Genomic DNA, 15,702 nt, shown 5'->3' with positions numbered 1-15,702 from the left:
TCCATAAATTGATGGAGAGAACGCAGTTTTGCATTGTTCCCAGATTTTACTTCTATGGGTATCACTTTATCTGCTATCTGTATTACGTAATCGACTTCTGCTGAAGAGCCTCTGGCATCTCTTACCCAAAAGAATCTTTTATGGGAAAACCGATTATTAGTTACTAATAATTCTTGCCCAACAATATGTTCAGCTATTTTTCCCCTCCAAGCTTCGCTTATATCCTTAGCTACAAATAATTCTTTTTGTAATCCCGCCGAATAATTTACTAACCCTGTATCAAGCCAAAGTAATTTTGGAGAACGTTTGGGTTCCGGCGAAAGGGGTATTTCTGTAGAGGTAGTGGGATAGACTAATTCCAATAACATCGTTTTTTCAAGCACTCGAAACGCTTCTCCCATTTCCCGCGAACGGTAAGAAGAATTTCCAAATCTTTCAAATGTAATACGCTGACCGGCATAATTCCACCCTACCGTAAGAATGTGGCGCAAAATATTTCGCAACATATCTCCCGAAGCATATTTTTCCACATCATCCCGATAACCGGTTAGTAATGTTTCATATATATTTTGCAACGAAACAATATCCTGATTGTTTGCATAATGATTGACAACTTCCGGCATTCCTCCGATAAGTGTATAAGTGTTAAATAACCGGATAATCTTGGAATGTAATGCTGCCGGAATTTGAGCTTCCAAATGATATTCTTTTAATTCACTCTCTCCTATTGCTCCCAAAAATTCATTGAAAGAACAGGGACGGACTGCCATATATTCAACTCTACCAACAGGAAATGATATATGTTTATCAATTAGGCTTTCGAGCAACGATCCGGCTGCAATAACATGGATATGTGGAGCTTCCTCGTAGAAATACCGTAATTTGGCAACAGCTTTGGGTGAATTTTGTATTTCATCTATAAACAATAAGGTTTTAACTTCTTTTTTAGGCTTATTATTGAGGAGATAAATTGCCGTTAGCAAATCATTTACTTCCATATTGTTTTCAAAGAGATTAAAATCAGCTTCACGTTCAAGATTGAGTTTCAAATAGATGTCAAATTCCTTAGCAAACTCATTTACAAGAGTTGTTTTTCCTACTTGTCGAGCTCCTCTAAGTATTAGAGGTTTGCGATTTTTATTATTCGCCCATTTTCTTAATTCCGCTATTGCATTTCTATAAAACATATATTTTCAAATCATTTATTAATGCAAAGATACTAATTTGTAATAAAGTCAAGGCAAAAACTCAAATAAAATGTAATAAAATCAAGGCAAAATTCATTATTTAATGTAATAAAAACCCTCAAACAATATTATTCACTACTTCAAATGCTTCTTTCTATCTATAATAAACTGTAATTTTTTCCACTAAATTATATTTAGTGAAAAAAAGTCATATTCCTTAATCCAATAAATTGACGAGTTCTTTCTTCATATCTTCATCAATCTCTCTATAACGAGCAAAAGCCTTGCTTCCTTCTTTATGTCCACTAAATGCTCCGATTAAATTAGGGTCTTTTACTTTCTTATACATGTTTCCAATGAATGTTCTACGTGCCATGTGACTGCTGACAACTTCATACAATGTTTTTAATTTCGTCACCTTTCGTTTAATCTAAATTATTTTAATATTGACTGTTTATTGCCAAACAATTAAGCTTAAATTATTCACTCTTATTTTTGGGGAGAGAATAATCATCTGTTACTACTTACAAATAAATATCCAGTTCTTTTATATCTGTAATTGCAAAATTTTAATAAAAAAAGCTCTCTACCGAGAGCCTTATTTAAGATATATTCAAATCCTTATCAATAAACTTAAATCTCATGAAAAATAACAGTCGAAGTAAAGTGAATTACAATTAATCTTAGTCCGATCTTTTTCACAAGTTTAATTTTTATTGATACATTGACCAGTTACTCGGGTCTGTTATTCTATTTGCCACCGAAATATATCCATTATAAACCCCATGGTGTAATTCATAGTTAAAATCCAAATAAATTATTGTTGATGTTACAGGTGAAAAACCTGCTCCAACTACTGTACCATAAACTCTTACGCCACTACCTAATAAAGTATTAGTAGTGGTTGTGGTACCAGTAACTATTTCCCCACTAGATCCAAACCATATTACTGTAACTAGTACGGGATCATTTGCAGCAACAAGACCATATGGTGGGCGACCATAATACGGACTACCATAAACAGTGGTAGAAATTTGTTTTTGTTGTCCAAAAACAGATGTCGACACAAAAAGCATTAAGATTAATGCGCCTAAAAATTTTAATTTTCTCATAAACTTTAATTTTTTTAATTAATTATATCAACAAAATTACAATAGAAAAGGAATATAAAAAGTTCTGGACAAAATTTCATCAATAATTATCCATATATACAAATCATTTATTATAAAACACTTGGAATAATAATTTTATAATATAGATAAATTCAGATAATTTTTTTGTTAAAAGTAAATTTGGAAACCTTAATGAATATTAATGACGTAAATTCGATCGTAATTTGAATAAAAAAACTAATAAATTTAATTTATGATTATTTTTCGTCAAAAAAGAAAATTGTTCGTTATTTTAATTTCTGAATAATTGAATACTATTATAGGTAATAACAAAAATATATACAATAATATCCTCTTATTATATCGTGTATCGTATGTACCTAAATTAATTAATAGAAAATTCTTCCTTAGTTCTTTCAGCAAGTTTAGTTATAAAATCAAAATATTTCTTAGGAAATTTAATATCCAAAATGTTATTATACTGCTTTATTGAATGTAAGTCGGAAGCAATAAAATCATAAAAATTATTTTTTATCATATAATCCAGAATAATTATGGATTCTCTCCCGTAAGTTCCGGATAAAGACATCATATTCATTTGGAAGAAAACTCCCATATCACGTAAATCATTAAGTATTTTCAATTCTCTTGCATAATACAGATATCTTTCAGGATGAGCCAAAACAGGTTTAAATCCAGCAAGATTTAAAGCAAAAACAATATCTTTAATATTATTACTTTCAAAGAAATAAGACATTTCAATAAGGATATATTTAACATCTTTCTTTTTTGAAAAACCATTCAAACAAAGTAATTTATCGGAAATACTTTTATCAAAGTTGGGAGTAACCATATATTCCGCTGCCAATCCAAAATTTATACCAATATCAGAAGGAGTAGATTTAATAAACTCATTAAACTTATTTATAATAAAGTCTTCCGTACTATTGGGAAACGTGTGAGAGTCTATATGAGGAGTAAAAATAATATTTCTAACACCATTTTCAAACATCATCTTAATTGCCGATAAAGAGTTCTCAAATGTTTTAAATCCATCATCTATACCTGGGAGAATGTGGCAATGAATATCAGTATTGAATACGATTTTATTAAGCTGCTTTTTTAAGCTAAACATATAGCTATTATATTAATATTTTGAAGAAAACGAGAGAAGAATTTACCTTTTTTTACGTTTTCTCAATAGTTTTTTTCGCTTCGATTTAGAGATATTATCTTTTTCATCTTCATCGTAACCATAGCCATAGCCGTAACCGTAACCATATCCGGATCCATAACCGTATCCGTAGCCGTAACCATATCCATAGCCATAACCATAACTTTTCTTAGACATATCAAAAGCATTTAATACTATAGACATGTTGTTAAATAGTTTTTCATCATACATTCTTTGAATCTCCGGTAAGAAATCCAAATCGGCAAACCTTGATCTAACAACATATAAAGTACTATCGCTATATTTAGCAATACTAATAGGATCCGATGCTTGAAAACAAGGTGCAGTATCTAAGATAATATAATCGTAATTATTTCTATAATAATCAAGCAATTCACCAAGTTTAGCAGTAGAGAGTAATTCCGACGGATTCGGTGGAATTGGGCCAGAAATTACCACATCTAAATTATTACTAATTTTAGATTTTTGAATTAAGGAGCTCGGATCATTAATATTTCCTGCTAAATAATTCACAACACCAACACTGTTATTTAAATTGAAATTTTCATGCAGGCGAGGTTTTCTTAAATCTAAACCTACCAGTAAAACTTTATTCTCAGCATAAGCCAATGAAATTGCCAAATTAGATGCAACAAAAGATTTGCCTTCTGTTGATAATGAAGATACAACCTGAATAACTTTTGTATTTACAAACTGCAAATTAGCACGCAACATTCTAAATGCTTCCGTAACAGGATCTTTACTGGAAATGCTTATAGGAGTAAAAATACCTTCTTCATTTTTATCTTTTGGAATAACAGCAAAAATAGGTACTGAAATTCTTGTTTCAATATCATGTTTTGAAATAATTTTCCGTCTTAATGCTTCTCTCAGATAAAAAATTACCGGAGGTACAACACAACCAATAATAAAGGCAATTAAAACGATAATCCTTTTCTTTGGAGAAACAGGATTTTCGGAGCCGAAAGCAGGTTCTATAGTTCTCGAATTTTCAACCATTGAATAAGAGGAAATCATAGCCTCTTCTCTCTTTTGTTGTAAAAGTAAAAAGAGCGGTTCCTTGATTTGTTGTTGTCTTAACAAACGTAACATTTCTTGTTCCTGCGCCGGAAAATCAGAAATTTTTCTCTTACTTTCATTAACCCGCATTGCAAGTGTTTGCTCTTGTATTACATATGCTTTTTCCAAATTTGTTATTGACATATCTATACTTTCCCGCATTTGATCTAATTGCAGGCCAGCATTAATTACTCTAGGATTATTTTCACTTGAACTGGCTAATAATCTGTTATACTCAATAATCATTTTATTATACTGTTCAATTGTAGTGGTAAGTCCTATATCCATAATACCGATATTAGCCGGGATAATACTATGTTTCCCTTTCTGAGATTTCATATTATCCTTTACCATTCCCAATAAAGATATCTGGGTTTGAATTGTGATAAGTTCTTGTTCGTATTTCACATCGGAGGAAAGTGCAAGTTGCGACTGAGATTCAACATTTACCAATGATTCGTCTTCGCGAAATTGCGTAATCCCGCTTTCAACAGTACCCAATTCACTTTCAATAGCATTAAGTCGTTCGGTAATAAAACTTAAAGTATTATTAATAGATTGTGTTCTAAAAAGTTTACTGTCTGCATTATATTCATTAATTAATGTATTTAAAATATCTTCGGCCCTTTTCGGATTAGAATCCTTAAGAGTCAAAGTAACAATATCAGATCCTTTACCTGTACGTGTTGCACCTGTATTCTCTGCAGTTAATGATTCTAAATAATTTCTGGCACTCTTATTAGGATCAACAACGTAAATATAAACAGCATCAGCGCCGCTTGAATTAAAATTAGCAGGAATATAATTTATTGTAAAATAACCGTTTTTACAGGCAATAGCCTCATCAAAATAATATTGATCTTTATCAAGAGTATATTCTTCATTATTTACCTTAATATCGGCAATTACAAAAGTATTTCCATCAATAATATTAATAGTAAGTTGAAATTCAGGTATCGTATCTTTGTTATTATTCTTTATATACTCAAAAACAATCGGAGAGGTTTTATACATTTCATAGTTTCTTAAAAAACCGCTCTTGAAATATCTAATATTTAAATCCAAATCATTTACGACATTAATCATTAACGGTGTTGATTTAAGAATAAACATTTCGTTTTCAATTTTTTGCGAAACGGAATTTCCTGTAATTTCGGCAATAAAAGCCATTTCGCTTGATAAAGAACCGCCCTTATCATCATTTATTAATAAAATGCTGGCTTTACGTTCATATAGAGGTGTTGTGCTTTTAATAATTAGGTATGCGGTTATTAATGCAACAATAACCGAAAAAACTATCCAATATCTTAAACTCCATATTGTATCAACAATTTGTCTTAAATTAATAGTAGATTCCTGATCATTTTCAATTTTCGAATAACTCCTATTAATATTACTCTCTGTCATGATTATTTATTTTAGGATGAGTATTATTTTTTTGTATTAGTAAGAATTAAAGTTACGACTGTTGCTAAAGTTGTAACTCCAGTAAGCGCAATACTCCATATAGTTGATGCTGTAGTACCCTGCGCAATTCTGCTTGAACTTGGGGGAACATATATTACATCATTCTGATGTAAATAAAAATATGGTGAGTTCATTATTTCTGCCGAACGCAAATCAATAGTAATATGAGTCTGAACTCCATCTATCTCGCGTATTAAAAGTATTCCTTCCCGCTTTGCCGTAATAGTTAAGTCGCCCGCCATACCCAAAGCCTGTAAAATTGTTGTTCTTTCAGACGGCATTGTATATGTTCCGGGACTTCTTACTTCTCCTAAAACCGTTATTTTATAATTGGAAAATGTTACCATAACAACAGGATCTTTCACAAAATTACTTATCTCCTCTTTTAAGTAATTTGTTAATTCCATACGCGTCATTCCTTCAATATATATCCTTCCTAAAACAGGAAAATCAATATAGCCATCAGAATCAACCAAATACGGAAGTACTGTTTTCGATGGATCAACCGAACTGCCATACGAAGCATTATCGGTTAAGGTTAAATTAAACGGCATTACCACTTCTTTGTCTGGACCAGACACTACAATAGTTAAAAGATCGTCTTTCTTTATTTTTGTGATATATTCTGCGTCAATCTTTTGTTGTTCAAGTTCTTCAATGTTTTGAAAGTAGATAATTTGTTTAGATGTTGTACATGATGTTGCTGAAATAATAATCAACAAAAATAATAAATTTGATATTTTTTTCATACTAACTCTTTAAATTAGTTTTTTTATTTCTCAATGTGAATTTGGAGAAAACACACACGACCCTTTCTATAAATTTAATAAAAATTAAAGATTTGCAAAAATAGTAATTTTTCTAATATATGAAAAAATAATTTACTAACCTAATATCATTCCTTCTTTTGCAAATTAAATCATTGATAAATATAGTTCATACGCATCTTTTACCATATCAATCAATGCTTTTTTATCAATATCTTTTGTATTTTTTATCTCAACATAACGCGATATTTTACCGACGCCTTTTAACAGATTATTCGGATCATGGATTTTAGTTCCTCTATTAAAGCCTAACTTAACCCCTTTTTTTGACGGAATAATAGTACAAATTAATTCCGAATATTTATTACCATAACAATAAGCAACCATTTTAGCCGGCAAATCAATTTGTTCAATAACATTAGGAAGATTTGCAAGAACTATATCTCTTAATTGTAGTACATTATCAATTACTTGTTCATCATATTGCGATAAAAAAGACAATAAATTTTCCTTATCCATAATTATTTAGAAATTGCAAAAATATTCAAATATTTTTAAACTTAGATAGTAAAAAATAATAATTTTGAGTTTTCCTTTTTGAATCGGATAATTAAAATTTTATTACCGTAATTTTCATAAAAAAGTATATTTTTGCACAAAAAATCATATGAAAATTAATTTTGAAAAATCTTTGCAAAAAGTATTTCTATTTATTATATGTTTTTTATTCACATGCACATCATGTACGGCAAATGAGAAAAAAGAAATTACTGCCTCGGAAATTATCAAACTTATAAAGAAAGAAAAACATATTCACATTGCGGAAAAGATTATAATTGACGACCTTAACTTTACTGATGTTAATCAAGAATTTATAGTAAACGGCAGTATGTTACAAAATGAAATCAATTCTAATATTCTTTTTGTTAACTGCGTTTTTATGGGCAAAGTTTCAACTAAGAGTAAAAAAGCAAATCTACCGGTAAATAGTGTATTCAAAAATAATCTTGCTTTTTTAGATTGTGATTTTAGAGGTGACATCGATTTCAGTAATACTATAGTTTTTGGCATGTTAAATTTCAGTCAGTCTAAATTTAGAGAAAAAGCAATATTTGATAATTTAAGTATTTGGGCAAAAGATAGTTATTTTAATGAAATAAAAGTAGAGAAAACTTTTTCTATGATTTACGCATCCTTTCATGGAAATTTATATATGACCAATTCTGAATTTAAAGGAAAATTTACAATGCAGGAGACTTATGTTAATGGAAAATTATCTCTTAATAATTGTATATTTTTTGAAAATGCAAATTTCGATTTGATAAGCATAAATAAAAATGCTTTTTTTAATTATGTAACATTTAATAAAACATCGAATTTTTCTTTTTCATATTTTATGCAATCAACGGAATTTATAAATACAACTTTTAATGAAAAGGGATTGTTTGAAAAAACTTTTTTCAACGATAGCGTTCGTTTCGAAAATATTGATATAAATAATGATATAATTATCGAAAATACATATTTTAATAATCAAAAAATAAAATGAAAACAAAAATCACAAAATTCATTGCAATCTTACTTTTTTGCACAATACCTTTTACATTTCAAAGATGTGATAATCCGACAATTGATGATATTTTAGAAATTATTGCCGCAATACTAAGTCAAACCGGCTGGTTGGAAGACAGTGAAAATATGAATAATATTCCGGAAGATATTACTCCTTTTAATGATGATGAACAAGAGTTAGCCGATAGAATTTCTCTTGAAAACATTTTTCCCCCTATTGGAAATCAAGGAAGTTACGGTACATGTATAACCTGGTCTGTAGGTTATAATTTAAAAACCGCATTAAATGCTATTGAGAACGAATGGACGAGCACTCAACTTGCTAACTCCACCAACCAAACCAGTCCGAAAGATCTATGGATGAGTATTCCTTCGGCTGATAAAGGTAGCAGTTGCCAAGGCACAAACTTCGAACCGGCTCTTGATGCACTTATAAAATATGGCGCAGCTAATATGAACTCCGTACCATATACAAATATGGGCAATTGTAATGGCTCTTATGTTGGTAATGTAAACAACAAATTAACTAATTATCGCAAAATTGCATCCGAAGCTCAAGGGCTCACTCCTGAAAACTTTAAAGGGTATTTAAATTCGGGAAGACCTATTGCAATTGGTGCAAAGTTAGGCGATCGCTTTATGAACTGGAACAGCTCTGCTATAATTAGTTATGATACTTATAATAATCCGGGAATGGATCACGCTTATCATGCTATGGTTCTTTCCGGATATGACGATTCGAAGAATGCTTTTCGCGTAAGAAACTCATGGGGAAGCTCTTGGGGAGATAACGGTAGTATTTGGATTGATTACGACTTTTTCTGTAATAGTTTTTGCTTTGCTGCTTTCGTAGCACAAAATGTAAATAGCATTACAATAGGTTCAAACGGTATTAACACAGGAGACCTTAGCAGCGGTTACGATTTGCTTGCATATTATGCTGAAGACAATAAAAGCAGTAGCCCAGATTTTACTCGCGAATTTACTTACGATGTTTATAATGCAGGAAATCAAAACATAAATCCTTCACAAAGATGGTCAGTAGTATATATGTATTATAATGCTACCGATGCCAACGATTATCAAATTATTTTCGAAGATTATTATACAGATGAATTCGGTGAGGGTAACGGATATTATAATGAAGCTAACGGTTTAGTCGGAGGATGGTGGAATAATGCTTCTGTGGAATCCGGTAAGAAAGCAGGTGAAGCCGAATATCCTGAAGGATTCATCATAAGTTATAACATGCCTAAAATTACCGGTAGTTACTATCTCGTTGTAATGGCGGATGCTTATGACGTTATTTCAGAAGTTAATGAAGACAATAATTTCTATTTTATTACGGCAGAAAATGGGAAGCCATTAGAATTTATAGACGGTGAGGTTCAAAATATGCTTAAATCAAACTCTTCTCTTAAATCATCGCGTCCTACAGGCTCAATAAACACTGAAACGCAAACTGTAGTAAAACCGAATAATTTAAACGCATACACATCTACAGAGTTAAAGATAATGTTGATTAATGAAAAGAGGTCGGGCAGATTAGAAACAAAGATGAATGCTTTTAGATATAATGGTGGAAACAAAGATATTAAACGAGCTGTTAAGTAAAAAAAGATATTGCCATTTTTTACTCACAAATATATTCTATAGAAATAAAGGTTAAACAAACTTTACATCAAACTGACACATCTTACCATATTACTGATTATATAATTGTTTACAAATAAAAAACGGGATTTTTCAATCCCGTTTTTTATTGTCCGCACTTATTTATGACTCAGACATCGATAATAAATTCATCTTATTATACTTGTTTATCACTCTAAACCAATAATAGACAATGTTTTTAAATAAATTTAGCTATTTTTTGTGGAGCTGGCGAGAGTCGAACTCGCGTCCAAACAATTGACAAAAATGCTTTCTACATGTTTAGTATATTATTAATTTTCGTAAAAAGCCCGGAAATATACACCCAAACCTTTTCTTAGTTTCTATTTCTCATGGCGTTTTAGAAACATCAACACCACCAGCCCGAAATTGCGTGCACCTTGTAACCAAGCCGGAATCAGGCATCTCCACTTGCAAGATGTCTCGTCACCACACCTTGTGCAGTGATAAAGCTAGCAATCTACTATACTTCGATTAAGCAGCGAGAGCAAAATTATTTTCGCCAATTATTATTTTGCAGAAGTTATTAACGGGATTCATCTACATTACCCGACATGCTTACAAGTCCATCAGCATTGCTGTCAAAACCGGTCAGCCCCCAATTATTTACTATTGAACAACAAGTTTATTTGTTGCAATAGTTTTACCACCACTATTAATAGAATATAGATAAATACCCGTAGGTAAATCAGAAAGATTTACAGAAATTTTATTTTGATTTTTGGGTAAATTTATTTCTCTTAATTTATTTCCCGTATACGACATAATTGTTAAGGTAGCATTCGTTTGTCCTTCAGGTAATCTATAAACAAAATTAGCTACATCTATCACAGGATTAGGATAAACACTCGTTTCATATTTTTCTTCGAAAATGTCAATACCCGTAAGTCCGTTATTGAACGTAATTGTTAAAGTTGAAATATCATTAGGAAATTCATCCGAATAAAATTCATATAGAACCTTTATTGTACCAGATACAATATTCCATTCTTCATCAACCGAATTAAAATCAGCAAAGAATAGAGTAGATTCTCCAGAAACAATATCCGGCCTGTCACCTTCGGGTAATTCCATAACAGATGCAGCATAACAATTAATAGCTACACAAAATGAAGCTTCCATATAATTATCAGCACTAATAATTGTTTTTCTTAAACCTAATTTCAAATTACTCATTGTTTCATTTACAAGATTAAAATGTTCCGACAGAAAATCTATGGCTGGATTTCGATATATATCTATTTGCGCATTAGTATAATCTGTACCATCTTCATGTTTAATTGTAAAATGTTGTGCGGAAAGAACATTAAACGCACATACAAATCCTAAAAGTAAAAATATTTTTTTCATAAGCTTAAAATTTATCTTGTATTAAAATTAAATTATTCAAACAAATCATTTATTAAATTGTCATCAACTAAATTAGGAATATTAATTTTCAATTCGGGATTTATTTCCATTGCGCGTTTAATGGCAAAAATTGCATTATCATTTCTTGCCCAATTTCTACGGGAAATTCCATTATTAACATCCCAGTTCAACATCATCTTTAAGCGACGTTCCGCTTCTGTGCTTCCATCAATTACCATGCCAAAACCGCCATTAATAACTTCGCCCCAGCCTACTCCACCGCCATTATGAATAGAAACCCAAGTAGCTCCTCTAAAACTGTCGCCAATGACATTATGGATTGCCATATCGGCAGTAAATTGTGAGCCGTCATAAATATTTGAAGTTTCCCTGTAAGGTGAATCCGTACCGGAAACATCATGATGGTCTCTACCCAAAACGATTGGAGCAGAGATAATTCCATTGCGAATTGCATCGTTAAATGCTTTGGCTATTTTAGTACGTCCTTCGCAGTCGGCATATAAAATTCTTGCTTGCGAACCAACTACCAAATTATTCTTACCGGCTTCTTTTATCCAATGTATATTATCATACATTTGCATTTTGATTTCTTCCGGAGAATTTTTCATCATTTCCTCCAAAACATCTGCGGCAATCTTATCGCTTATTTCTAAATCCTTAGGATCGGAAGAAGTACAAACCCAACGAAAAGGACCAAAACCGAAATCGAAGAAAAGCGGTCCCATAATATCCTGTACATATGACGGGTACTTAAAAGTGCCATTGGGTTTAAAGACATCCGCTCCGGCTCTTCCAGCTTCAAGGAGAAAAGCATTACCATAATCCCAGAAATACATTCCTTTAGCAGATAGTCTATTTATTACATCAACATGCCTGCGTAAAGAACGCTGCACAAATTCTTTGAATCTTTCCGGCTCTTCCGCCATCATTTTATTTGCTTCGTCAAAAGTAAGTTCAACAGGATAATATCCTCCTGCCCAAGGATTATGCAAAGATGTCTGATCACTTCCAAGTTCAACCTGCAAATCAACTTCATCAATCTTTTCCCATAAATCCACAATATTACCTTGATAAGCTAATGAAACTGCTTCTTTTGAATCTCGAGCTTTTTGAATACGCCTCATAAGTCCATCCAAATCAGTATATACTTCATCAACCCAACCTTGTTCGTAACGTACTTTTGTTGCTTTCGGATTAACCTCAGCTACAACTCCTATTGCTCCTGCAATAACAGCAGCTTTAGGTTGAGCACCCGACATTCCTCCGAGCCCCGAAGTTACAAAAACTTTTCCAGCAATATCACCATTACTATGCAAACGAGCAGCATTGAGAACCGTGATTGTTGTCCCGTGCACAATACCCTGCGGCCCAATATACATATATGAACCGGCAGTCATTTGACCGTATTGCGAAACGCCTAAAGCATTAAAACGCTCATAATCATCTTTAGATGAATAATTCGGAATAACCATTCCATTCGTTACAACAACTCTTGGAGCATCTTTATGCGAAGGAAATAATCCCATAGGATGTCCGGAATACATAACAAGAGTTTGTTCATCATTCATTTCGGCAAGAAATTTCATTGTAAGCAGATATTGAGCCCAATTCTGAAAAACGGCTCCATTCCCGCCATAAGTAATGAGTTCGTGCGGATGTTGGGCAACCGCATTATCAAGATTATTGCTAATCATTAGCATAATTGCCGCAGCTTGTCGCGACTTATAAGGAAACTCATCAATGCTTCTTGCTGTAATTTTATAATCGGGACGAAATCTATACATATAGATTCTTCCGTAAGTTTCGAGTTCTTCAGCAAATTCATTTGCCAAGACATTATGATGTTTTTTTGGAAAATATCTCAGTGAATTACGTACAGCCAATTTTTTTTCTTCTTTTGAAAGAATATTCTTTCTTTTAGGTGCATGATTAACCGTTGAATCATATCCTTTAACCGGTGGTAACTCATCAGGAATTCCCTGAAGTATAATCTCTTTAAAATTATTTTTATCCATTATCTATAAAAAAATTACTTGTCGAAATAATTGATTGCAAAGATAATAAAATAATTGAAAATTTGTAAAGCGGACAATCGACAATGAAATGATAAAACCGATAAAACTTGTTTCAGATTCACTTTCTAAGTCTAGGAAAAAATACAAGAAAAATTTAATGTCCATATCATAACATCAACACATCAACTAATTATTCTTATATTTGCATTTTAAACATCGGAGCATGTCTAAGAAGGAAAAAATATACAAGTCGCAAACAATTTTCGGTTTTACAAATTTAAGTGTCGATTTTTTTGAACTTATTCTGTGCATGTTTGTTAGTCATTATCTAATAGATAATCCATTATATGGTGCTTCAATATTTTTGTTTGTCAACGTCTGGATATTATATTTTCAAGGAAATTTACAAAAAATAAGATTCGGCAAAAAAGGTAGTATCGGATTTGTTATGTGGATATTACTAACTGCATCTATTTTTTCCGGGATGATTATTCTTTTTTTATTTCCCGTACTTACAAACAACTTAAACTCTAACCTTGTCTCTTTCTTTGTACTGACAATTGCTGTACGAAAGATTATCACATATAGAATCAACTATTCTTTCGATGTAAAAAAAGCATCAAATATCATTTATAAAATTTTATTCCAAATTCTTTTTCTAACTCCATGTGTGATATTTTCATTAATTCTTTTAAAAGGATTTGCGGCATATTTTGTAATAGGAATATATACACTTACCGGTGTTATGCTTGCATATCAAACAAATGTACTTGCAGATTTAAGCAAGTATATTGAAAAAAGAAAAAACGATAATCTGGAAAATATTTTCTCATATCGTGTTTTTACCAATATGACTTTATATTCGCAGATCGGATTTACATTAGGAATATTAATGTATATCTGTTTTCTGAGCTTTTCACCATTCAACTCTCTGTTTGATAATTATGCTTACATAGTTTTATGGTTATTGCTAATAGTTTCATCTTCAAGATTATTTACTTGGTTATCGAATATTGGCAAAATTGCCATTAATCTAAATCTATTTATTTTCGGAGCAATATTATGGGTATTGAGTTCGGTGTTTGTATTTTATTCTCAAAACTTAATTAATACGATTATTTGGACAATAATCTGGGGATTCGGATTATCAAGCATAACCGCCGTAACAAACCAATTTAATGCCGATTTCAAGTTAATTGAAAAAGTTACCGACACTAAAATATCACAAAAAGAATTGTATTTAAGATATTTACTGACACATGTTTTAGCTATACTAATTTCGTGTACGATTATGCTTTTATTCGTCAGTGCTTGGGCGTTTTTCAATACTACTTTTACCGATATTACCGAAGTTCCGTCTAATTATCGCGGAGTTATGATGCAATTGCCGTTACTTTTTATGTTGATAAGTATGTTTTTCGCACTAAAACAACCGCTTGATGAAAGGAATAAACAAAAATTAATGGTATATAATAAAGGGGTAAATGCCAATACAAACACTAAACAAAGTTTAAATGAAAGACTTGTAAAGAAAAGTCGTGTTAGATTTGGAATAAAAATCATTGCCGCTATTGTCAAACCATTTTTATTTCTGAAAGTAAAAGGAGAAGAAAATATTGATTATGATAATTTCCCGTCAATTTTTGTATGCAATCACGGAATAATATACGGACCTGTTGCTGCAGTTATATATTTGCCAACTTATTTTCGTCCTTGGATTGACAAAAAAATGTGTGATATAGACTCGGCAGCAACTGAAATGTATGAAAGACATTTATCCCGCTGGCCGCTTCTCACTACAAAAATGAAAAAAGCTATCTGTAAATTTGTTGCTAAACCTGTGGTTTGGGCTATGAATTCTTTTAATCCAATACCTGTAGAGAAAACTAATTTAAGAGGCGTTGTAAAAACATTTGATGATACTGTGAAAGTTCTCACTGAAGGTGATAACATTCTGATATTTCCTGAAAAACCAAAAAAAATAAAAGTAGGCAAGAAAACAACTATACAACATGAAACCGGTAGCGTTGGGAATTTATATACAGGTTTCGCAAGTATAGGAAAAATGTATTTTGACACAACCGAGAAATCATTACGCTTCTACCCTATTTTTGCAAATAGAAAAAAGCATACATTTAACATCGGCAAACCGGTAATCTATAATCATGAAAACAATTCACATGAGGAAAAAACGCGAATTGCCTCTGAACTTCAAAAAAGGATGATAGAGTTAAGAGAAGTTGGGGTTTAAGGATGTAATAATAAAAAATCGCCTAACCAAAA

Annotated in this window: 11 protein-coding genes, 1 other RNA gene and 1 pseudogene; 3 read left to right on the top strand and 10 right to left on the bottom strand. The window is 31.5% G+C overall.

Annotated features, from left to right (window positions below; all coding sequences use genetic code 11):
- From LBP67_05335 to LBP67_05305, 7 genes and pseudogenes are all read right to left on the bottom strand, one after another.
- Positions 1-1,187: AAA family ATPase (locus LBP67_05335; protein MDR2084398.1), on the bottom strand; the 1,187-nt coding region annotated here is incomplete at its 3' end.
- Positions 1,188-1,404: 217 nt separating this feature from the next.
- Positions 1,405-1,587: pseudogene (locus tag LBP67_05330) on the bottom strand (integrase).
- A gap of 313 nt (positions 1,588-1,900) precedes the next feature.
- A complete protein-coding gene (locus tag LBP67_05325) occupies positions 1,901-2,254 on the bottom strand; it encodes a hypothetical protein (protein MDR2084397.1) in 354 nt (117 codons plus the stop codon).
- Between the two features lie 430 nt (positions 2,255-2,684).
- On the bottom strand, positions 2,685-3,434 hold the full coding sequence (locus LBP67_05320; GenBank protein MDR2084396.1) for a hypothetical protein: 750 nt from the start codon (positions 3,432-3,434) through the stop codon (positions 2,685-2,687).
- Between the two features lie 42 nt (positions 3,435-3,476).
- Complete coding sequence (locus tag LBP67_05315; GenBank protein ID MDR2084395.1) at positions 3,477-5,960, bottom strand: polysaccharide biosynthesis tyrosine autokinase; 2,484 nt, start codon at positions 5,958-5,960, stop codon at positions 3,477-3,479.
- A 23-nt stretch (positions 5,961-5,983) separates the two neighbouring features.
- A complete protein-coding gene (locus LBP67_05310; protein MDR2084394.1) occupies positions 5,984-6,769 on the bottom strand; it encodes a polysaccharide biosynthesis/export family protein in 786 nt (261 codons plus the stop codon).
- A 165-nt stretch (positions 6,770-6,934) separates the two neighbouring features.
- Positions 6,935-7,306 (bottom strand): DUF1801 domain-containing protein, encoded by a 372-nt coding sequence (locus tag LBP67_05305; GenBank protein ID MDR2084393.1) that lies wholly within the window; start codon positions 7,304-7,306, stop codon positions 6,935-6,937.
- 148 nt (positions 7,307-7,454) lie between these two features.
- Between LBP67_05305 and LBP67_05300 the strand changes: the two genes are divergently transcribed.
- Together LBP67_05300 and LBP67_05295 are read left to right on the top strand one after the other, a co-directional pair.
- The gene (locus tag LBP67_05300; protein ID MDR2084392.1) at positions 7,455-8,336 is read left to right on the top strand and encodes a hypothetical protein; all 882 of its coding nucleotides are present in this window, start codon (positions 7,455-7,457) and stop codon (positions 8,334-8,336) included.
- A complete protein-coding gene (locus LBP67_05295; GenBank protein ID MDR2084391.1) occupies positions 8,333-9,973 on the top strand; it encodes a hypothetical protein in 1,641 nt (546 codons plus the stop codon). Before LBP67_05300 ends, LBP67_05295 begins: the two co-directional genes overlap by 4 nt.
- A 259-nt stretch (positions 9,974-10,232) precedes the next feature.
- On the opposite strand, the gene ssrA is transcribed toward LBP67_05295, so the two are convergent.
- From ssrA to LBP67_05280, 3 genes are all read right to left on the bottom strand, one after another.
- Positions 10,233-10,632: a transfer-messenger RNA gene (gene ssrA, locus LBP67_05290) on the bottom strand.
- 10 nt (positions 10,633-10,642) lie between these two features.
- Positions 10,643-11,383 (bottom strand): T9SS type A sorting domain-containing protein, encoded by a 741-nt coding sequence (locus tag LBP67_05285; protein ID MDR2084390.1) that lies wholly within the window; start codon positions 11,381-11,383, stop codon positions 10,643-10,645.
- Positions 11,384-11,415: 32 nt separating this feature from the next.
- Complete coding sequence (locus LBP67_05280) at positions 11,416-13,419, bottom strand: urocanate hydratase (GenBank protein MDR2084389.1); 2,004 nt, start codon at positions 13,417-13,419, stop codon at positions 11,416-11,418.
- 223 nt (positions 13,420-13,642) lie between these two features.
- On the opposite strand from LBP67_05280, the gene LBP67_05275 reads away from it, so the two are divergent.
- Positions 13,643-15,670, top strand: a complete 2,028-nt coding sequence (locus tag LBP67_05275) for a hypothetical protein (GenBank protein ID MDR2084388.1) — start codon at positions 13,643-13,645, stop codon at positions 15,668-15,670.
- Positions 15,671-15,702: the final 32 nt, after the last annotated feature.

This window comes from Bacteroidales bacterium (genome assembly GCA_031276035.1).
Classification (GTDB): Bacteria; Bacteroidota; Bacteroidia; order Bacteroidales; family BM520; genus RGIG7150.
The sequence above is the reverse complement of the archived record's forward strand: the minus strand, read 5'-3'. Positions and strand labels throughout refer to the sequence as shown.